This is a genomic window from Bacteroidales bacterium, from assembly GCA_021648725.1.
Taxonomy (GTDB): Bacteria; Bacteroidota; Bacteroidia; order Bacteroidales; family JAADGE01; genus JAADGE01.
Genome location: JAKISF010000029.1, coordinates 20466 through 42520 on the forward strand (window position 1 = coordinate 20466; position 22055 = coordinate 42520).

At 32.7% G+C, this 22055-nt stretch carries 18 protein-coding genes and 1 pseudogene; 6 read left to right on the forward strand and 13 right to left on the reverse strand.

The window, feature by feature from the left end; genetic code table 11:
* The first annotated feature begins 169 nt into the window (after nucleotides 1-169).
* The 3 genes from L3J35_10655 (at nucleotide 170) to L3J35_10665 (ending at nucleotide 5978) form a co-directional block, all read left to right on the forward strand.
* Nucleotides 170-2728 (forward strand): SpoIIE family protein phosphatase, encoded by a 2559-nt coding sequence (locus L3J35_10655; protein MCF6366649.1) that lies wholly within the window; start codon nucleotides 170-172, stop codon nucleotides 2726-2728.
* A complete protein-coding gene (locus L3J35_10660; GenBank protein MCF6366650.1) occupies nucleotides 2725-5361 on the forward strand; it encodes a SpoIIE family protein phosphatase in 2637 nt (878 codons plus the stop codon). The genes L3J35_10655 and L3J35_10660 overlap by 4 nt, the downstream gene beginning before the upstream one ends.
* A gap of 113 nt (nucleotides 5362-5474) precedes the next feature.
* Complete coding sequence (locus L3J35_10665; GenBank protein MCF6366651.1) at nucleotides 5475-5978, forward strand: OmpH family outer membrane protein; 504 nt, start codon at nucleotides 5475-5477, stop codon at nucleotides 5976-5978.
* A gap of 49 nt (nucleotides 5979-6027) precedes the next feature.
* Here L3J35_10665 and L3J35_10670 read toward each other — a convergent pair whose 3' ends face one another.
* From L3J35_10670 to gltX, 5 genes and pseudogenes are all read right to left on the reverse strand, one after another.
* The gene (locus L3J35_10670; GenBank protein ID MCF6366652.1) at nucleotides 6028-6594 is read right to left on the reverse strand and encodes a UbiX family flavin prenyltransferase; all 567 of its coding nucleotides are present in this window, start codon (nucleotides 6592-6594) and stop codon (nucleotides 6028-6030) included.
* A complete protein-coding gene (locus tag L3J35_10675; GenBank protein ID MCF6366653.1) occupies nucleotides 6594-7175 on the reverse strand; it encodes a PorT family protein in 582 nt (193 codons plus the stop codon). Before L3J35_10675 ends, L3J35_10670 begins: the two co-directional genes overlap by 1 nt.
* A gap of 6 nt (nucleotides 7176-7181) precedes the next feature.
* Nucleotides 7182-7900: pseudogene (locus L3J35_10680) on the reverse strand (tRNA threonylcarbamoyladenosine dehydratase).
* Nucleotides 7901-7908: 8 nt separating this feature from the next.
* Nucleotides 7909-8559 (reverse strand): TatD family hydrolase, encoded by a 651-nt coding sequence (locus tag L3J35_10685; protein ID MCF6366654.1) that lies wholly within the window; start codon nucleotides 8557-8559, stop codon nucleotides 7909-7911.
* Nucleotides 8560-8565: 6 nt separating this feature from the next.
* Nucleotides 8566-10098, reverse strand: a complete 1533-nt coding sequence (gltX, locus tag L3J35_10690) for a glutamate--tRNA ligase (GenBank protein ID MCF6366655.1) — start codon at nucleotides 10096-10098, stop codon at nucleotides 8566-8568.
* A 273-nt stretch (nucleotides 10099-10371) separates the two neighbouring features.
* On the opposite strand from gltX, the gene L3J35_10695 reads away from it, so the two are divergent.
* The gene (locus L3J35_10695) at nucleotides 10372-10785 is read left to right on the forward strand and encodes a hypothetical protein (protein ID MCF6366656.1); all 414 of its coding nucleotides are present in this window, start codon (nucleotides 10372-10374) and stop codon (nucleotides 10783-10785) included.
* On the opposite strand, the gene L3J35_10700 is transcribed toward L3J35_10695, so the two are convergent.
* From L3J35_10700 to efp, 4 genes are all read right to left on the reverse strand, one after another.
* Complete coding sequence (locus L3J35_10700) at nucleotides 10782-11705, reverse strand: bifunctional riboflavin kinase/FAD synthetase (protein MCF6366657.1); 924 nt, start codon at nucleotides 11703-11705, stop codon at nucleotides 10782-10784. The genes L3J35_10695 and L3J35_10700 overlap by 4 nt on opposite strands.
* An 83-nt stretch (nucleotides 11706-11788) precedes the next feature.
* Entirely contained in the window at nucleotides 11789-12730 is a 942-nt protein-coding gene (locus tag L3J35_10705) for a DUF4476 domain-containing protein (GenBank protein ID MCF6366658.1), read from the reverse strand.
* A 76-nt stretch (nucleotides 12731-12806) separates the two neighbouring features.
* Nucleotides 12807-14036 carry a PP2C family protein-serine/threonine phosphatase gene (locus L3J35_10710; protein MCF6366659.1) on the reverse strand — a complete coding sequence of 410 codons (1230 nt, stop codon included), beginning with the start codon at nucleotides 14034-14036 and terminating at the stop codon, nucleotides 12807-12809.
* A 3-nt stretch (nucleotides 14037-14039) separates the two neighbouring features.
* On the reverse strand, nucleotides 14040-14609 hold the full coding sequence (efp, locus tag L3J35_10715) for an elongation factor P (GenBank protein ID MCF6366660.1): 570 nt from the start codon (nucleotides 14607-14609) through the stop codon (nucleotides 14040-14042).
* A 99-nt stretch (nucleotides 14610-14708) separates the two neighbouring features.
* Between efp and L3J35_10720 the strand changes: the two genes are divergently transcribed.
* Nucleotides 14709-15212: a DUF4252 domain-containing protein gene (locus L3J35_10720; protein ID MCF6366661.1), complete on the forward strand. Its 504-nt coding sequence runs from the start codon at nucleotides 14709-14711 to the stop codon at nucleotides 15210-15212.
* Between the two features lie 45 nt (nucleotides 15213-15257).
* Here the strand turns inward: L3J35_10720 and L3J35_10725 are convergent, their stop codons facing one another.
* The 4 genes from L3J35_10725 to ileS all read right to left on the reverse strand — a co-directional run bounded on the left by L3J35_10725 (nucleotide 15258) and on the right by ileS (nucleotide 21546).
* Nucleotides 15258-16949 (reverse strand): GAF domain-containing protein, encoded by a 1692-nt coding sequence (locus tag L3J35_10725; protein MCF6366662.1) that lies wholly within the window; start codon nucleotides 16947-16949, stop codon nucleotides 15258-15260.
* Between the two features lie 165 nt (nucleotides 16950-17114).
* Complete coding sequence (locus tag L3J35_10730; GenBank protein MCF6366663.1) at nucleotides 17115-17774, reverse strand: lipoprotein signal peptidase; 660 nt, start codon at nucleotides 17772-17774, stop codon at nucleotides 17115-17117.
* Nucleotides 17775-17779: 5 nt separating this feature from the next.
* Nucleotides 17780-18169, reverse strand: coding sequence for a TraR/DksA family transcriptional regulator (locus tag L3J35_10735; GenBank protein ID MCF6366664.1), 390 nt, complete (start codon nucleotides 18167-18169; stop codon nucleotides 17780-17782).
* Between the two features lie 17 nt (nucleotides 18170-18186).
* The gene (ileS, locus tag L3J35_10740; GenBank protein ID MCF6366665.1) at nucleotides 18187-21546 is read right to left on the reverse strand and encodes an isoleucine--tRNA ligase; all 3360 of its coding nucleotides are present in this window, start codon (nucleotides 21544-21546) and stop codon (nucleotides 18187-18189) included.
* Between the two features lie 95 nt (nucleotides 21547-21641).
* Here ileS and L3J35_10745 point away from each other — a divergent pair.
* The coding region (locus L3J35_10745) for an ISAs1 family transposase (protein ID MCF6366666.1) at nucleotides 21642-22055 on the forward strand (414 nt) is incomplete at its 3' end.

Sequence of the window (22055 nt, forward strand, 5' to 3'; positions counted from 1 at the left end):
TATCGGGGAGAATAAAGTACAGATTTAATTTCTGTAAAAAATTTTCTTTTCTTAAAATTAATCTTTAAGTTAGTGCTTTGAAATGAAGCTGTTAAAAAACATCCATAAAAGTCTGCTTTTTTTGGTAATATTTATATTATCTCTTAACCGGCTAACATCTCAAAACCTTGTGAAAAATGCTGCAATAGACCTTTCTCAAATCAGCATCGAAACCGAAAATATTCCCCTCAGCGGAAAATGGGAGTTTTATGACTCTGAACTTTACACCCCGACAGACTTTAACAATAATAAAATAAAGAAACCGACTTATCTTGAGGTTCCCTGTTTGTGGAATAAAAGCTTAGACCGAGGAGCAAAGGGATACGGAACGTACCGGTTAAAAATAAAATCTTTAAAAAAGGGGGAGCTATATGCAATAAATATTATCAGAATTCAATCATCGTATAAAATTTGGATTAATAGTGTTTTGTTTCATACAAACGGTGTTGTAGGAAAAACCAAAAAAACATCTTCTGCAAAATGGTCTTCCGATGATATTATTTTTAAAGCAAATCAAGAAACTGCAGAAATAGTTATTCAAGTCAGCAATTTTTATCACAAAAAGGGCGGTATTGAAAACCCGTTAATATTCGGAAGGGCAGAAAATATTACCGAATATTCTTGGAGTATTTCTGCCATGACCATATTTTTATTGGGAGTGTTGCTGATTATGGCATCTTATCATTTGGCAATGTTCTTTTTCCGAAAAAATGATAAGTCAAATTTGTTTTTTGCATTAACATTAATATTTTCTGCTCTTTTCATCCTCGGAGACGGAGAGATATTAATTACAAAAATATATCCTGAATTTAGTTGGGAAGTTCTTTTAAAAATAATTCATAGTGCCAATTATCTTAGGGTTTTGTTTTTTGTTCTCTTTATTTATGTCTCTTTTAAAGAATTTCTTAACAAATACGTTATTAATGCCGTAACAATAATTGTTGTTGCAATACAAATATTAATTATTGTAACTCCGGCAGCTATATACAGCCATGTTTTAATCGGGTTTTTTATTATTACCGCCTTTGTTTTAATATACTTAATTATCGGACAAATTAAAGCATTGGCTGCAAAAAAAGCCGGAGCTCTTTTCTCTTTTTTGGGAATTTTTATACTTATGCTGACTGTAATTAATGACATCCTTAAAGAATATCAAATTATACAAACAATTTCTCTCAGCACATTCGGGGTGTTTATTTTTATTATTTTTCATTCTTACTTGATTTCAATTCAAAACTCAAAAGCTTTTCAGTTTATTAAAACCCTGACAGAAAAATTGCTTGTTCAAGGAAAAATTAAAGATGCATTTTTTTCTGCAAAATCATACAATCTAAAAGCTCCCCTAAAAGCTATTTCGGAAGCAGTCGGTGCAGACAGGGCACTAATCTTTATTTCACAGAAGAATGAGTGGGTTGCTACAAACGAATATATAAAAACAGAAGAAACGGTAAAAAGCATGAAAGTAAAAATGTTTTCAGAAAAAGAGAATGTTTACTTTTCTGCAATTAGTGTTAAAAAGGCTATTTCATCAAAGTCCCCCGTATATACATTGGGAACGGGAAATTTGAAAGCAAAAGAAATCGTTTATTTTGAAGAAGCCGGCATTAAGTCTGTTTTTGTTTATCCTTTCGAAAAAGACAGCGATGTTCCGGCACTTTTATATTTTGAAAATTACAATATAATACCGGGGTTTGTGGAGAAGAGTAATGAGATATTGCAAGCAATAATGCCGCAAGTTCTTATTTTTATGGATAATTATACGTCTTACAATAAGCTTAAAAAGTTTAATAAAAGCTTAGAAGAAAAGGTGCAAGAGGTAACAAAAGAAATTATGCTCAGAAATGTGGAATTAAAAAACATAAGAGAGAAAATTGAGCTACAAAACGACCAAACACAAAAAATTAAAGAAAACCTTGAAAAACAAAACCAAGAAATAAATGACGGGATTCAATATGCAGGAAAAATTCAATATGCTTTTTTGCCTAAAGAGCAAGAAATTAAAGACGTTTTTCCTGACAGCTTTGTTTTTCTTAAGCTTCGAGATAATATCGGAGGAGATTTTTTCTGGTTTAAAAAAATTAATGATACAGAAAGCGTCTTTGTTGTTGCAGACTCTACCGGACATGGTGTTTCCGGAGCATTAATGTCTATTATCGGACATGAACTATTAAATGATGCCGTTTTATATAAAAAAATCAAATCTCCTAAGCAAATTTTAAATGCTGTACAAACCGGCTTTTCCGAGCGAATTTCGAAAGAGGAAGAAGTCGGAGGAATTGACTTGGCTGTTATTTCCTATAATTCAGCAAAAAATGAAATTGTGTTTTCCGGAGCTCAAAATTCGATATACTTTGTGCATGAAAACAGCTTAGCAGAAATTAAAGGGTCTCCGGTTTCAATCGGCAACTCAAACTTTTCAGAAACAAAAAACGGAAACCGATATTATACAAACAGAAGAATTTCCGTAAAAAAAGGTGATGTTATATATTTATTTACCGACGGGTTTATTGATCAGGTAGGAGCGTTATCGGGAAAAAAGTTTATGAAAAAACAATTTAGAAATTTATTAATGTCTGTTCATAAAGAATCTCCGGATGTTCAAAAAAGAACACTGGAAAAAACATTGGATGCTTGGAAGTCCGAAGAAACACAAACAGACGACATATTAATTGCAGGAATTATATTTTGAAAACAGCATTTACATATAAGTTTTATTTTCTGTTGCTTTTTGCATCAATCTTTTTTAATCCTGTTTTTGCTCAACAAGAAGCAAAAAAAGGGGTTATCGATTTGAAAAAATATAATTTTAAAGAAACAGGGATAATTGACTTAAACGGAACATGGGAGTTTTATCCGGAAAAACTATATACCCCTGCCGATTTTTCTTCGGGCTCTGTCAACAATGCAAAGTTTGTAAAAGTTCCCTCACTCTGGAACAAATCTTTTTTTAACAAAGAAGATAATTTCAATATCGGATACGGAACATATCATTTAAAAGTTTTAATTCCTGACAGCATCGGCATCCTTGCCCTTCGCCTAAAACGAATAGAAACGGCCTATGTGTTGTGGGTAAACAATGACACTTTGGTTCATTGCGGAAAAACAGCAGAAAAAGAAAATCTATATTCTCCGGCTCAAAATACACGATATAAGTTTTTTAATGCCTCCGGAAACTCTTTTGATATTACTGTGCAAGTTTCAAACTTCAGTCACAGAAAGGGCGGAATTGACAGTCCGATAAGCCTGGGCTTGCCCAACCAAATAACAAATAAAACAAAGACAAAAAGAGGTGTCGAAATTTTCATAGTCGGTGTTTTATTAATAATGGCAGTATTCCATTTCGGACTATACTTTGTAAAAAGAAAAGACTATTCTTTGCTGTTTTTCGGACTATTATTAATTTCCGAAATAATCAGCATATCGGTAAACGGGGAGATGATACTTACGGCAACCTTTCCGGATATGTCGTGGGCAACATTAAAAAAGACAGATTATATAAGCAACTTCATGCGATCAACATTTTTGGTCTTGTTTTTTTATAAAATATATGAAGAAGAAATATCGAAGCTGTATGTACAAATATTAATCGGCATAAACCTTTCTCTTACTGTTTTTGTTTTATTTACCGACCTTTTAACATACTCTTTTACTCTTTTGGTTTTTATTGCCACGGCAACCCTTACAATGCTGTATATTATATATGCACAAATCCGAGGAATTGTCAAGAAAAAAGAGGGGGCGTTAATACCGTTTTTGGGAACCTTCCTTTTACTGCTTTCGGCAGTAAATGATATTCTTTATGTTTCCGATATCATTGACACAATGTTTTTGACACCCGTAGGAATGTTTATTTTTATTTTTTCTCAATCTTATCTTCTCTCATTTAACTTTTCTAATTTATATAAGAAAACAGAAGAGCTGAATAAAATGACAGCAGATTTAGATGATATTAAAAACAGCCTTCTCGAAAAGAAATCATTTGACTATGTAAGTTCTTTAGAAATACTTACCGAACACGCAACCGGAACAAGGGGAATTTTGTTTTCTGTTGCAGATAATACGGTTATTTATAAGTCCGAATTCCCTGAAATTGATTCTCGAACAGAAACAAAAGACAGATTTCCTTCAGAATTAATAAACGAAGTAATTGAAAAAGAAGAAATAATTGTTTCAAGCCCTGTCGGAAGTAAGTTGTTTAACTCTTCATACATTTCAAAATTCCGACCAAAATCGGCAGCGTGCCTTTCTCTAAAAGCTGCCGGAAAAACACGTGCTGTTTTATATTTTGAAAATGAAGAAAAAAAACACGTTTTTAATAAACAAAAAATTCAAGCTTTCAAACATGTTTCAGACCAAATTATCGGAACTATTGATAATGTGGATATGTATAAAGAACTTGAAAGCTTAAGCTCTAATTTAGAAGGAATTATTTTAAGCAGAACAAAAGACGTAAGAAATCAGAACGAAATGCTTACGGAACAAAAAGATGAAATTGAGGCAATTAACCACGATTTGAACAAAACCCTGGATGAGGTAAATCAAAAAAATAAAATAATTAAAGACAGCATTGTTTATGCTAAATATTTGCAAGACGCAAACATTCCGGACGAAAAATATATCAATACACTATTCAAAGACAGCTTTGTTTTAAATAAACCCAAAGAAACTTTAGGCGGTGATTTTTATTGGGTTCACAACAAAAAACAAGAAGACGAAGAAAAAATAATTTTTGCAATAGCAGATTGTACCGGACACGGTATTCCCGGAGCATTAATTTCTGTTATCGGCTACGATATGCTAAACCATGTTGTTATTAACGAAAACACAGAAAAGCCGTCAGAAATTTTAAACCTCATGCAGGAAGAAATAGGGAAAAGATTAGCAAAAGATAATGATGAGGAAATAAAAGACGGAATGGAGGCGGCCGTTATTACATACGACAAGACTGCAAATATTTTAGAATATGCCGGAGCAAGAATTAGTTTAGTAATTTTCCGAAACGGAAAAATGACAGAAGTTAAAGCAGACAGAATTTCAATCAGTGCGTTTCAACATGAAAAAATAAAAGGTCAAAAATTTGCAAACCATAAAATACAGCTAAAAAAAGATGATATCGTATATCTTTTTACCGACGGCTTTCAAGACCAGTTCGGAGGAGAAACCGACAGCAAGTTCATGAAGAAAAACTTTAGAAAATTATTAGAAGAAGTTAATCAACGGGCATTCCCGGTTCAAAGAAGCCACATGCTTAAAACATTAAACCGATGGCAAGGAAAAAATATACAAAATGACGACATTTTAGTTGTCGGTTTGAAATTCTAACCATAAAGAACAAAACCCTGACGGATATTAAAAAAACGAAAGCCCGTAAATTTTGCCTCACACAATATAAATTATATCTTTGCAAACATTTTAATATTAAAAACTTATAAAAAATGAAAAATTTAGCACTATTATTCGCAGTTGTTTTTGTTTTTTCTGCAACAAACTTAAATGCTCAAAAATTCAAATACGGACATATTGACGGAAATGCCGTTTATAAAAAAATGCCGGAAGTCCAAAAAGCAGATACAATTTATACTGCCTATGTAAAACAGCTGGAAGACCAGATAAAAAGTATGCAAGAAGAGTATAACAAGAAGGCTACAGACTATCAAAAGAACGAAGCAACTCTTTCTGACCTAATGAAAGAAACAAAAGTTGAAGAATTAAAATCATTAGGAGAACGCATCCAAAAATTTCAAGTTTCGGCACAAGAAGACGCAATTAAGAAACAAAAAGAGATGTACGACCCAATAAGAAAAAAGTTTGACAGTGCATTAGAAGTTGTTGCTAAAAAATACGGTTATAAATTTATTATTGACAGAAACGCTCTTTTATACTTCAACGATGTTGATGATGTTACGGCATTCGTTAAAAAAGAGTTAGGAATAAAATAACGTATTAATCTTCTACAAAAAAGGTCGGAAAATGTTTTCTGACCTCTTTTTATTTCCAGCGTTTTGCTTTTTGTTTAAATCCGGCTAAATCCAACACACGCTCCACAACTGTATCGGTTAATTCGGAAATATTTGCGGGCTGATTATAAAATGTCGGAGATGCCGGACAAATTATTCCGCCGGCTTCCGTAACCGTTTTCATGTTGTTAATGTGTATTATACTGAGGGGCATTTCTCGTGTTACAAGAATAGTTTTTTTCCTTTCTTTAAACATTACATCTGCGGTTCTTCCGATTAAGTTTTCAGACGTTCCGGCGGCAATTCTGCCCAATGTTCCCATCGAACAAGGAATTATAATCATAACATCAAAAGCTGAAGAACCGGAAGCAAAAGGAACATAAAAGTTGTTATTTTCTAAAACCGGAAAATTAAAATCTGAAAGTTTTTCTGTGTTAATTTCATTGTCCCAAATATCTTTTACGTTATCCGAAAAAACAAGAGCAACTTCTGACAATTGAGGTTTTATTTCTTCTGAACAAAGCTTGTGCAGAAGCCTTTGAGCATATATCATTCCGGATGCTCCCGTTATTGCAACAACTATTTTCTTTTTTTGCATTATTCAAATGTATATCTAAGGGCAACACTTAAATTATTATTATACCAAACATCATCATTCCTGATACTTAAAGCGGAATATGATATTCTGAGACTTGAGGAAATTCTGTCTGTTAAATAAAAATCTACTTGCCCCATCGGTTGAAAATCAAAATCTTTTATCGAATAATAATTTTTATCTACTTCTTGTTTTATTAATGTAAATTTATGAGCAAATAAATAGGAAGAAGCAATTCCTACCGCAACATTAATTTTAGGATGTATTTCTAAATTATATAATACCGGTATTTCAATATAATGCAAACTATGATTAAATTCTTGAAAAAAAGTACCATCCGGATTATCAATGTTAAAAACAGCTCCTTTTCCGATATAATACATTTCTATTTTTAATGCCCCGTTATCAGATATTGGTTTTTGAACATAAGCACCAAATATTAATCCCGGTTTTTTATAGCGGGATTGACTATCTCCGTCAATCTGACTTCCGCATACGCCGAATATAATTCCGCCGGTAAAATCTTGTGCATAAGACTTCAATAAAAAAAATGTAATCAGAAGTATTAAAATAAGTTTTTGCATTTCTCTTTATTTTTCAATTAAATCAAGTATTACAACCGACGCACAAAACATACCAAAAATACCCGGCATATATGAAACTGTTCCCGAGTTTGATTTTTTATTCGGGCTTTTTCAAGAACAGTTGCTTCGGGCTTTGCTTTTTCGGAAGAAAAAACAGCCTTAAAGCCGGTTCTGATGTCGGATTTGTGAAGACGTTTTCGCAATTTTCGGGCAAGTGCACAGTTAAATGTTTTTTCTATATCTGCAATTTGAATTTTTTGAGGGTCTGTTTTGCCTCCGGCACCCATCGAAGAAACAATCGGATTTTTTTGCTCTAAGCACGTTTTTATTAAATGGGTTTTCGGTGTCAGTGTGTCAATTGCATCTATTACATAATCCGGGTGTTCAGAAATTAATATTTCTTTAATGTTGTCTTCGGAAATAAAAATATTGTGTGTGTTGATTATAATTTCTGAATTAATTTCTTTCAACCGATTACACAAAACATCTGTTTTATTTTTTCCTACGGTTGAATTTAATGCAATAATTTGACGGTTAAAGTTGCTTTCCAGAACCACATCTGCATCAATCAGAGTAAGATTTCCGATTCCTGCTCGGCACAGCTGCTCTGCGGCATATCCTCCCACGCCGCCTAATCCGACAATGAGAACATGAGAACTTTTAAGTTTTGAAAACTTTTCTTCTCCGAACAATAATATTGTTCTTGCATTTTTTCCTTTATTCATATTAATTGTCAAATATTGAAACAATTGTTAAAATTAGAAAAAATAGTTTTTTGAATTTCTTCAACGTCTGTTTTTTGAATTTCTGCGGCTTTTTTGTAAATTTCTTCAATTGTAACTTCGGAATCGTCTGTTTCTAAAAATATATGTTTTAACGAAATTGATTTAAAAATCCTTTGCACTTTTGATTTCCGGTTAAACAACTCATGACCGAAAGATAAATAACAACCGTGTTTAATTAATTCGTCTGCAATTGTTTTGTTTCCAGAATACCTGTGAATTATTATCGGAATATTTAACTTTTCTTTTTTTAGAATTTCAAGCAACTCCGAAAATGCTTTGACACAATGAATTATAACCGGCTTACTTTGCTCTTTTGCTATTATTATTTGTTTTAAAAAAACATCTTTTTGCAAATCAAAATTATCTCGCAACCTGTCTAATCCGATTTCTCCGATTGCTTGAATATTTTTTTTCATTGCAACTGTCTCAACTATTCTTATCTGCTTTTTTATATCTCCTTTTTTAACTTCCCACGGATGAATACCTATTGAATATAAAAGTCCTTCTTTTATTTGTTCTGCATCTTCGGGAAACAAATTATGAATTGAATATTTGTTCTCTGAAATTATGTGTGTATGGATATTAATAAAATGCCCCAAAAATAATTACTTTTTAATTTTCGCAACACCGTTCATAATTCTTTTTAAGGTTTCCTTTTTTCCGATAGTTGAAATTATATCAAATAAATGAGGACCTCCGCCGGTTCCGGTTAAAATAAGTCTTAATGGGTTTAAAACATTTCCGAAGCTTAGTTCTTGCTCTGTTATATATGCTTTGATAATTTCTTCTGTATGTTCTGTTGTAAACCTGTCGTATCTTATTGCATCAAGAATGTCGTGAATTTGCAACAGAATTTCTGTAGTGTCTTCTTTCCATCGTTTTTTTGCCAATTTTTGGTTGTATTCGGTCGGTGTTACAAAGAAAAACTCTGCTTGATTCCAAAAGTCGGTCAACAATACCATCCGGTCTTTAACAAATCCGATTACTTTTTCAAGATAAAGGTTATCTGTTTTTATTCCTTTTTCTTTTAATATCGGACAGAAAATTTTAGTTAATTCTTCTGAAGATGCCTCTTTAATGTATTGTTGGTTAAACCATTTTGCTTTTTCCGGTGAAAACTTAGCTCCGCCTTTTTGTACTTTTGTTATGTCAAATTTTTCGACTAATTCTTCAAGATTATATATTTCCTCTTCTTCTCCGGGGTTCCACCCTAATAATGCAATCATATTAATAAATGCTTCCGGAAGGTAGCCGCCTTCTTTATATCCTGCAGAAACTTCTCCTGTTGCAGGGTCTTTCCATTCCAAAGGAAATACCGGAAACCCGAGTTTATCTCCGTCTCTTTTGCTAAGTTTTCCTTTTCCGCTTGGCTTCAATAATAATGGCAAATGAGCAAATTGCGGCATTTCGTTTTCCCAACCGAAGCTTCTGTATAATAAAACATGTAAAGGTAAAGAAGGTAACCACTCTTCTCCTCTTATAACATGAGTAATTTCCATTAATCGATCATCAACAATATTTGCCAAATGGTAAGTCGGTAAACCGTCAGATTTAAACAAAACTTTATCGTCTAATTGAGATGTATTCACTTTTACGTCTCCGCGAATAATATCTTTAACAATTAAATCTTCATTTTCAGGAATATTAAAACGTATGACATAAGGTTCTCCTGCATCCAATTTTGCTTTTAGCTCTTCTTCCGAAAGAGTAAATGAATTTTTCATTTCACCTCTGGTTTGAGAATTGTATTGTCTTACGGAAGAACCGGATGCTTCTAGTCGTTTTCTCATTTCATCCAATTCTTCGGGCGTGTCAAAAGCATAATATGCACTTCCGTTGTCGATAAGAATTTGTATGTGCTTTTTGTAAATTTCACGTCTTTCCGATTGCTTATACGGACCGAAATCACCACCTTCTTTAATGCCTTCATCAACTTTTATTCCGCACCATTCCAAAGATTTCATGATGTAATCTTCTGCACCTTCAACGTATCTGGTTTGATCGGTATCTTCTATTCGCAAAAGAAAAGCACCCTTATGTTTTTTGGCAAATAAATAGTTGAAAAGGGCAGTTCTTACGCCTCCCATATGTAGCGGTCCTGTCGGACTCGGTGCAAATCTTACTCTTACTTTCTGCATAATTTACGTTTTATAGATTAATGCAAAAGTAAAGCAATGAATGATAACTAAAAAAAGTTTTGTATTTTTATTAAATAAATTTGAAATCGTTATGGAGAGAAAACTAATAATTATAATTTTATGTTTATTCTTTTATAAACAAAGTTCAGAACAATCATACTCAGTAGGTATTGATTATACGACAAAATTTATCGGAAAAACAATAGACTTTAGTTTTTCCCGACAAATGAACAAACATGCATTTTCTTCTGCTTTGTATATTATACAAGCCAAGTGAAAGAAGAATGGGTTTTTGTTTCTTATGAAACCTCTTTATTAAGTCCTGCACAATTTGAAATGCTTAAAAACAAGGCTTACGGAGAAAGTTTTATTGATAGATTCGGTTTACAATTAGAATACAAATATTTTTTCAGAGAAGACAAAATTGTTCAACTGTATTTATTTGCAGGAACTGTATTTTCTTATATCGGGTTTGCTGATAAAGCATGCCCTACTCTGGAAACAAGAGTTTTCTTGGAACTGTTTACTATAGACCTTTTCCCGGGCATCGGATTAAAAACAAAGCTTTGGGAGAATATATACTTAAATCAATCAGTTTCACCGGGAATTCTGTATATCAATTTTCATCCATTTAACAGCTTTTCATTAAACCCAATGTACAAAATTGGTTTAGCATATCGCTTTTAAATCAATAGAGAAAAAGCCGCTTTTTTGTCATGAGAAAGTTGCTTTTTTAAAGCTTTTTTGTCTTTAAACTTTCTTTCTTTCCGAATATAGTTAACAAGCTGAACTTCAATTGTACTTCCGTAGAGATTTTCGTTAAAATCAAAAATATGAACTTCCGTGCCGGTTTCAGGCTTTGAACTTACGGTAGGTTTTGAGCCTATGTTTGACATTCCCTTATATTCAACATTATCAACAATTACTTTAACGGCATAAACCCCTGTTTTCGGAATTAATTTGTCTTGTTCCGTTTGAATATTAGCCGTGGGAAAACCAAGTGTTCGACCTATTTTATTGCCAGAAATTACTTCTCCGGAAAGAAAATAATTATATCCTAAATATGAATTTGCTGTTAAGGTGTCTCCAGATAAAAGAGCATTCCTAATTTTTGTTGAGCTTATCTTTTGGTTGTTTTGAAGCAGAGCCTCAACTTTAACAACATCAGTCCCGAATTGATTTGCACAATTTCGTAGTATTTCAAGGTTTCCTTGTCTGTCTTTTCCGAAATGATGGTCGTGTCCGACAATTAATTGTTTAATTTTAAGTTTATTATACAAGATTTTCTCAATAAAGTCACAAGAGCTTAATGCTGCAAATTCTTTTGTAAACGGATAAATAATCAAATGTTTAAGACCGGCATTTTCTAATAATTTAATTTTTTCTTCAAGAGTATTTAATAGCCCAAAACCATTCCTGTCAGGAAATAACACTTTTCTCGGGTGCGGATGCAGGGTTAAAATAACCGATTCACCTTGAATTTGTTTTGCTCCCATTATCAATTTCTCAATTATTTTTTTGTGCCCGAGATGAACACCGTCAAAGGTTCCGACGGTTAAAACCGGATTCTTAACATTGAATTCTTTTATAGAGCGATATACTTTCAAGTTTGTTTATTTATAAAAAAAGAACAAATTTAAAATAAACTTGTTCTTTTTTTAATATTTGTGGTACAAAAATCGAAACGGTCTTACCACCGAACAGTATTAATATAATTATCAAGTTCTTCTATTGATGACGAAAAGTCAAAAATATCATTAATAATAAAGTAGTTTTCAACATCAAAGGTGTGTGTGTATGCAAACTTCGCAAATTCAAGTTTATCTTCTTCAAAGTCGAAGAGGCTTGTAACCTCCCTTACCTGTTGTGCAGTTAAACAGTTTGAATTTACAATTTGTTTTGCAATGGTTTGCTTGTCGGAACTGAAATCGGCATTTGAGATTGTTTGTTTTGCTTTTTGAAAGTTTTGAGGATTCATGGGCCAAGGACAACCTACTCTACCATTATACCCGGGCATCTGATAGTAATCATCATTAACATTGTCTTCAATAACATAATGAGTTTCGCTTTCAACAACTGTTTCGTCATAATGAACGCTTCCTCCGTTAATGTCAATGTTGGCATTAATACTGACGGAACCGTCGTTAGCATTCATATTATAATTAATCCCGGACCCGTTAACATTAACATCTATGTTTACTCCTCCCGGGTTTACATTATTGTGAACTATAACCTCTTCGGTAACTATATTCGCATTATTATCATGAACGACAATGTTTTCGACAACCGCCTCTTCATAAGGAATCGGGGCTTCAGAATAATACCGAAGAATATTTACTCCTTTTTTATTTTTTTTAATGACGTAGGTAATTTCTATTCCGGGCTTAGTAAAAACATTTTTTTCTATAACAGGAATTGTTTTGTCTTCAAAAATGATTCTTACTTTATAGTTTGTTGCTGTAAGCCCCGTAACCCTTACGTTTGTTTGTGGGTTTTGATTTTCTTGAATCCCGTTCATAATCAAATTGAACGGGTATCCGTCTTCGGAGAAAAACACGAAGTTTGACATTGGTTGTGCAAATAAATATGTTGCCGCCAGTACCATTGTTAAGGATAAAAATAATTTCTTCATACGTTTGTTTTTAATTGTAAATAGTTAAGAATAACAAATCAAATATGTTGCCGTTTTTTATGATTCGGGGATAAGTTTAGAAAAAGTCCATTCCCAAAATTGTAATGTCGTCAAAAAGAGCAGGATTGCCTTTTTCAAGGTTTAGAACTTTTTGTAAACAAATGAAATTTTCATCTACATTATAATCATTTTTCATACATTTTTCAAGTTCAACAAGACCGATTTCTTCCTTTAGGTCATTTTCTAATTCTGTTAACCCATCGGTAAAACAAATAAGTTTTGAAGAGTTCGGAATTTTTCTATAGCCCTCGTTAATAAACGGAATTTCATCTAACATTCCGATACCGGGACAGCCTTCTTTGAGTTCTTCCAGTTTTTTAAGCTTTTTATCATATAAAAGCGGAGGATTATGTCCGGCATTAATATACCTAAGTTCTCGACTTTGTATGTTATATGTTCCGGCAAAAAAAGTAATGAATTTTTCACCTTGTGCACTTTCTATTACTCTTTCATTAAGTAGCCTCACAAGCTGGGGCAAGGTTGTTTTTGTGTCTAAATATGCCTTTAAGCTTGCTTGAAAATTTGACATCAGAAGTGCTGCTGAAATTCCCTTTCCCGATACGTCTGCAACGCAGAAAAAATATTCATTCTCCGAAAATTTTTCAAAATCGTAATAATCTCCGCCTACTTCAAAATGAGGTAAATAAAAAGAATCAACAGAAATATCTTTGTTTTTCGGGAACAGGCTTGTGTCAGGAACTAACATATTTTGCATTCTTGATGCCAGTTCCATTTCTTTTTTAATTTTGGCTTGCAGGAGATTTTCTTCGTAAAGTCGTTTATTTTCAATTGCGACAAAAATTACATTTGTGAGGGTTTGTATAAAATGTAAATGCTTAATCGTCGGACTGACGCCTTCCTTTTCTTCTTCAACATCTCCGATTAAAACATAAGCAATGGGTTGAGTATCATGAAACACGGGAATAATAAAATCGTATGATAAAAGTTTTTTATTCTCTGTTGACGGTGTTGTTGTTATATCTTCATGTTCCAATAAATCCTCTTCAACAATTATACTTGAAAACTCTTCTTTTTTTGCTCCGGATTCTAACACAATTTTCCACTTTTGACTAAAAGCAAAAACTGCAACTTTTCCGATGTTCAATTCGTGCAACAAAATATGCTCGTAGGTTGCTAAAATGTCTTTTACGGGAAGGTTATCATTAATCGCATTTGTGATTTCAAGGAGTGATGCCAGCTTAAAATTACAAAATTTCAGACGTTTTAAAGAAGATTTTGAAGCCATCGGTTATGTTTTTATACGTTCGGAATATTCTCTTGTTCTGGTATCAATTTTTAAAACATCGCCAATGTTAACAAAGAGCGGCACTTTAATTTCTGCTCCGGTTTCAAGCTTTGCAGGTTTAGTTGCATTTGAAGATGCTGTATTTCCTTTATATCCGGGTTCTGTATATTCAACATTAAGTTCTACAAAATCAGGCAAGTCACAAGATAAAACGAGGTTGTTTTCTGTTCTGAACAATATTTCTACATCTTGTCCTTCTTTCATTAAATCGCTGTTATCAACTGCTTGTTCTTGTAGTGTTATTTGTTCATAAGTTTTTTGGTGCATAAACACATAGCCCATATCATCTTTATAAAGAAATTGATAGGGGTGTCTTTCAACTCTGACTTCCGTAACTTTTACCCCGGAAGTAAATGTGTTCTCTAAAACTTTTCCTGTATCCAAGTTTTTGAGTTTTGTTCGAACAAAGGCAGGTCCTTTGCCCGGTTTTACGTGTTGAAAGTATACAATTTTATAAAGTCCGTTTTTAAATTCAATGGTTAGTCCGTTTCTGAAGTCTGCTGTTGTTGCCATATTAATAATAATTATTAAACATTATTTTTGCAAATTTAGTCAATTTTAAAAAGTATTCATTATTTTTGGGTACAATTCTTTAACAAAATATTTTAAACTATGCAAAAATTATCTGTTTTTATTTTATTTTTTCTTGTTTTTTCTTCTTGTAGAGAAGATGTTCCCCAAAAAAAACAAAGCGGTTTTGACACCTTTAATGAATTGCACGAAAATGATAAGGGTGTAATTACAATCGGTATGCCTGTGTTTCTTTTTAAAATGTTTGTAAATACAGATAATAAGGAGGTTGAAAGTGCATTTGGCAAGATTAAGGGCATAGACTTTTTTATTAAAGAAGGAGCAAGTGATGAACTTACAAAAGACCTATATACACATCTTTCAAGTAAAACATACACAACATTCTTGACGCTTAATAATGAAAATACAAAAGTCAAATTTTTATTAAAAGAGAACGGAGAAAAACTTGATGAGGTTGTTATTGTTATTCATGAACAAATAAAAAATGATTGTGTTATTTTAAGAATTGACGGGACTTTTGACATAAAAAATATTGAGGCCTTAGCAGACAAAATTGATATTTCGGAAATTGCAAAATACCGGTAAAAACAGTAAAACAGCATTTTAATTTCTATGCTTGAAGGATTCGGATTAATTCGTTTTTTCTTTCAGCTTTTTATTTTCTCTTTCCAAGGCTTTAACTTGTTTTGTAATATCCTTAATTTCACTAATATACCGGATTATTTCTTGTTCTTGCTCCTCAACCAACTTTTCCTGATCTTTTGAACGTTGCAACAATGCGGATGTTTGCATATTTATTCTTGCATTAGTCATTGAAGATGCGATTGATTCGGCAACCTTTTCAACCATTTCAATTTCGTATTGCTCAATTTCATTAAATGATGCAAGCTCTATGATTCCCAAAACATTTTCTTCTATTTTTAGGGGTACTATTAAAATTGAACGCGGATTTGCACTTCCGGTTCCCGATTCAATTTCAACATATTCATCCGGAACTTCTGTCATATAAACAGTATATTTTTCAAGAGCAACTGCCCCGATAAGACCTTCTCCGGGTTTTATTTCTTTTGATAAGAATTTTTTCCTGTTGTATGCGTATGCACCCAAAAGTTCATAGTGGACATTCTCTTTATCTTCTTCATTAAGAAAAAACAAGCCTCCTTGGTTTGCATTTAAAAACTTTACCAATGCCGAAATAATAACATCTGCCAGTTCTTTAATACTTCCGGATTGCTGCCTCATTATTTCATTAAATTTTGTCAGCCCTTCGTTTGTTCTGTTTCTTTGTGCATCTTCTTTTTTTCTTTTCTCATCTTCTTCCTGTGCTGTTTGCAGATTTTCTCTTAATGTTAACAAAGATGTTCCCAGCACATCATTATTTCCTAACAAATCAAATTTTGTGTCAAAGTTTGCTCTTCCTATTTCTGAAGAGAAGTCAACAATTCGTCTAAGCCCTTCAACCAACTTGTTAATTGTTTTTCCTATTCTGTTTATATCCGTCCCGGCATTAAGTTCAATGTTTTCCGGAAGTTCTCCTTCCGTTAAAACATCTAAGTGTCCTTGAATTTTTTTTATGGGGTCGGGTATCTTTTTCAAAAGAAAAACAAGGGTAAGTATTAAAACCAAAATTACTAAAATGAAAAATGTAAATGCTGTATTTTGAGCCTTGTTATACCTTTCATCAACTTTTTTATTATATTCAGAATAATAGTTTCCGTTGGTTTTTTGTGCTTCTTCAAGTTTTGTTAATATAATATTATATGTTTTTTGTAGTTGCTTGTATAAGTCTGTTTTTTCTGTTTCTGTTTTTTTTATTAAGTCTTTTTTGGAAAGCTTGCTGTTTGAGTTAATTGTTTCAATAAAATAGCTGTCAATATTTATAAGGTTTTCTTTTTTTTTCGAAATCTTTTTATAGTTCGTTAAATAGCTTCCGTTAAACAGATAATCTGCATTATTAACATATTTATCCGTTAATATTAGTGCCTCTGCATTTTCTTTTTTTATATTATTTTTCAGGTTTCTCAGGATATTTTTGAAATTATCTTTTTCTGTCAGCTTGTTTTCTTTATGTTCAAATAATAAGCTTTGAAGTTCTGTTTCCGACTTTGTAGATACTATCCTTTGCAATGCTGAAATATCAGACTTTAGAACAATAGTGTTTTCTTTTAGTAAAGCATCTGTTTCTGACAGCACTTTTAGTGTGCTTTTTTGTTCTTTTAAACTATTTAAAACCAATAATTCTCTTATTCCCGAAATAAATACAATCAGCGAGATTAAACAAAAACTGATAAGAAGGGTGCTTTGTATGCTCAATTTTTTCATCTGTACCTTTTTTAGCAGATGTATAAAATAAGTTTTTGACTTTTTAAACGGTTAAATTTATGAAATAAAAATCAGTTTTCGATAAAACATTTATAATATTTCACTTTTAGCAATACCGTATAATAGTAAATTTTTTGTTTTTCAAATAAAAAAGGTCTTTTCTTCCTATTTTATAATTTCTTCGTGTACAACAAATTTTTTTCTGAATAATATTATTATTACAACCCCTACAGTAACTGCAGAATCTGCAAAATTAAAGATATACGGAAAAAAGCTTATGTTACTCTCCGGAGGCCAGGGCCACCAAGACCATTCGGGAAACCATGTCGGAGCTGTTCCGTTGAACATCGGGAAATAGAACATATCAACAACAGAGCCGTACAAAAAGCCGGCATAACCTCCGCCCTCCGGGAATAATGTTGCAACAGCATCTTTTGAGCTGCTGAATATTAGTCCGTAAAAAGCACTGTCAATCATGTTTCCGATTGCTCCGGTTAAAATTAATGCAACACCGAATCTTGCAACTTTCGGTAATTTTTGTTTAGATATTTTGTACAAATACCAAATTAAAGCAGTAATTGCAAGCAGCCGAAACAAGCTTAAAACTAGTTTTCCGGTATCGCCGCCAATTAACATTCCGAAAGCGGCTCCTTTATTTTCGGTAAAATGGATTCTTGCCCACTCTCCTCCTTGTATTCCGAAAACAACCTCAAGTATAGAATCATTCTCTCCAAGGTTATAATTGAGTTTTATCCAAACTTTAATTGTTTGGTCGATTACAAGTAATATAAAAACCAGTAATAATGACTTTTTAAATAGCGACATAAATATTATTGGTTTTTCTTTGCTTCTATACACAATGTTGCATGCGGAACCGCTTTAAGCCTTTCTTTTGCAATAAGTTTTCCTGTTTCTCTACAAATACCGTATGTTTTGTTTTCAATACGAACTAAGGCAGCTTCAAGATGCGAAATAAACTTTAGTTGCCTTTGTGCAAGTCTTCCTGTTTGTTCTCGAGAAAGGGTGTTTGCCCCTTCTTCCAATACTTTAAAAGTTGGAGATGTGTCTTGAATATCATTTGAGTCTTCATGTGAAAGGGTGCTTTTTAAAAGTTGATAGTCTTTTTGTGCTCTTTCTAATTTTTCTTCAATGATTTTTTTAAACACTTGAAGCTCTTCGTCTGAGTAGCGGTTTTTTTCCGGATTATTCGTTTCTGACATTGTTCTTTGTTTTTTGTTTATATCTTTTTGGTTATCTTTATTTCTGTTTTTACGTTTTCTTCGATTTCTAAATCATTAAAATCATTTGTTTCGACTGAAGCAACAATCTTTATTTTTTCTGCTAAAACTTGTGATTTTATATATTCTTCATGCTTTAATACTGCACTATCAATTAGATTATTGCTTAAAATTTCAATAATAATATTATCGGTTACTTCAAAACCGGAGTCTTTTCTGATATTTTGTACTTTGTTGACAATTTCTCTTGCAATTCCTTCGCTTTTTAACTCATCCGTTATTGTTGTGTCCAAAGCAACTGTCAAATTTCCTTTGTTTACGGCTAATAAACCCGGAATATCCTCTGTTGTAATTTGTACTTCATTAATTAAGATTTCTATTGTTTCTCCCTCAACAACAACATGACAGCACCCTTTTTGTTCAAACTTATTAATGTTTTCTTGTGAAAATCCGGATAATTTTTGAGCAATATTTTTGACCAATTTACCATATTTTTTTCCCATTACACGAAAATCCGGCTTTAAGTTTTTAACAATTATTCCGCTGCTGTCTTTTAAATATTCAATTTCTTTAACATTAATTTCCGAAAGAATGATGTCTTCAACAGCCTCAACTTTTGTTTGAAAATCATTATTTAAAACAGGAATCATTATTTTTTGAAGAGGTTGGCGAACCTTAATCTTGCTTTTTCTTCTTAAGCTTAAAGACATAGATGAAATTTGCTGTGCTAATTCCATTCGTTCTTCTAAGCCTTTATCAACGATTTTATCTTGGAATACGGGAAATGAAGAAAGGTGAACCGAACCGGATTCTCTTCCTGTTACGCTGTTTAGTCCTGAAAATAAATGATCAGAATAAAACGGTGCAATCGGAGACATTAGTTTTGCAACAGTTTCCAGACACGTATAGAGAGTTTGATACGCAGATGTTTTGTCTGCATTATAATCTTGCCCCCAAAAACGTTTTCTGTTTAATCTGACATACCAATTGCTTAAGTTATCGATAACAAAGTTTTGTATTAATCTTCCGGCTGTTGTCGGTTCGTAATTGTTAAAAGCGGTTTCAACCTCTTTTATTAAAGTATTAAGTAAAGATAAGACCCACTTATCTATTTCCGGTCTTTTTTCATTAGAAATCTCTTTTTCTTTATATGAAAACCCGTCAAGATTTGCATATAAGCTGAAAAAAGAATAGGTATTGTATAATGTTCCGAAAAACTTTCTTTTAACCTCATCAACACCTCCTAAATCAAACTTTAAATTATCCCACGGTCTTGCATTTGTCAGCATATACCAACGAACAGGGTCTGAACCGTGCTTTTCGATTGTTTCAAACGGGTCGATAACATTCCCGAGTCGTTTTGACATTTTAACACCATTCTTATCTTGCAATAATCCGGTTGCAATAATATTCTTAAATGCCACAGAATCAAATAACATTGTTGAAATAGCATGCAATGTAAAAAACCAACCTCTTGTTTGGTCAACTCCTTCTGCGATATAATCGGCAGGAAATACTTTTCTGAATTCTTCTTTATTTTCAAACGGATAATGGTGTTGGGCATAAGGCATTGCACCCGAATCAAACCAAACATCAATCAGGTCTGTTTCTCGGAACATTTTTTTTCCGGATGCAGAAACCAAAATAACATCGTCAACTGTCGGTCGGTGTATGTCAAATTTCAAATAATTTTCTTTTGAAAAATCTCCGGGAATAAACTCTTTTAACGGATTTTCTTTCATAAATCCGGCAAGAACGGCTTTTTCTGCCTCTTTTTTTAATTCTTCAAGAGAGCCTATGCATATTTCTTCCTTTTTATCTTCTGTTCTCCAAATAGGAAGGGGGGTTCCCCAATATCTGGATCTTGATAAATTCCAGTCAATAAGGTTTTCAAGCCATTGACCGAAACGACCCTCTCCTGTTGCCGGCGGTTGCCAGTTTATTGTTTTATTAAGTTCAATCATTTTATCTTTCGCTGCTGTTGATTTAATAAACCATGAGTCCAGCGGATAATAAAGTATCGGTTTATCTGTTCTCCAACAATGCGGATAAGAATGTTCGTATTTAGCACTTTTAAAAAGCTTGTTTTCTTGTTTTAGCTTCACTAAAATATCCACATCAACGCTCGGCGTATCTTCCGGAATTGACGAATCATAAGAGTTTTTTACGGGTCTTCCGCTGAATTCGCCTACTTCGTCAACAAACTCTCCTTTTTTATTTACTAATGTTAAAGATCCTATTCCGTTTTTCTTGGCTACAAAGTAGTCATCAGAACCAAAACTCGGAGCAATATGAACTATTCCTGTTCCTTCCGATGTTGTTACGAAGTCTCCGTTTAACACTTTAAACGCATCACCATCAACAGGTTGTTTGTAGGGTAACAATTGTTCGTATGAAATTCCGGCTAGTTCTTTGCCTTTAATTTCATCTAAAGTTTTAAACGGTATGTTTTTATCTCCCTTTTTATAATCTTCTAATTTTAAATTATCATTTTTTTCAGGAAACAGGCTTCTGTATAAATCTTTTGCAATTATTACCGTTATGGGAATTCCTGTATATGGGTTAAATGTTCTGATTTTTAAATATATTATTTTTGCTCCGGTTGCTAATGCCGTATTAGAAAGCAATGTCCAAGGTGTTGTAGTCCACGCTAAAAAGAATAACTCTGTGTCAATATTTTTAAATAAAAAATCTGATTTTTCATTTCTTATTGTTTTAAATTGTGCAATCCCCGTGCTGTCTTTTACGTCTTTATAGCATCCCGGCATGTTTAACTCATGGGAACTTAACCCTGTTCCTGCTGCCGGAGAATAAGGTTGAATTGTATATCCTTTATATAACAGACCTTTATTATATAATTGTTTCAACAGCCACCAGACAGATTCGATATATTTATTGTCATAAGTTATATACGGATTTTCCATATCAACCCAATAGCCCATCTTTTTTGTAATATCTTCCCACTGTTGGGTGTATTTCATAACCTCTTTACGGCAAGTATCATTATATTCCTTTATGGAAATTTTGGAACCTATATCATCTTTTGTTATCCCTAACTTTTTTTCTACAGCAAGCTCAACAGGAAGTCCGTGCGTATCCCAACCTGCCTTTCGTTTAACTTGGTAGCCTTGTAATGTTTTATATCGACAAAACGTGTCTTTTAATGTTCTGGAAATAACATGGTGTATTCCGGGCATTCCGTTAGCAGAAGGCGGTCCTTCATAAAAAATAAATTCTTTTTTACCTTCTCCGAAAGATATACTTTTTTCAAATGTTTTGTCATCTTCCCATTTTTTCAGAATATCTTTATTTATTTGAGATAAATCCAAGCTTTTATATTCCGGAAACTTCTTACTCATAATATGCTTTTTTAGAATTTTGCAAAGATAATTTTATTTTTAAAAAAATAACCGAGAGCAATAAAAAAAGCCAGGGCAAACTCATACTTTTTTAATTGAAAACACTTTCAAAAATTGTCTTTTTTCTTATTAATTATTTGCATATTAGCCTGTTAACCAAACAGTTAAAAGGTATGAAAAAAGACAATAAACTAGTGGGCATTTTTGGCAGTACAGACGACCCCGGAAGCCATGTAAACCAACTTCACAAACTAAATGGCACCCTCCTAATTGGCATGGTCTCAGTTGTTTGCGGGGCTGAAACACAGAAGCAAATGGTAGGGTTTGCGAATTCAAAAGTGGGTTTTTTAAAAGAATTCCTAGAATTACCTAATGGAATTCTGTCAGAAGACACAATCAACAGATTATTTTCTTCAATTGACAGTTCTCAATTTGAAAGTTGTTTTATAGATTGGGTTAATTCAATATCAAATATATCAAAGGGACAAGTTATTGCAATTGACGGAAAA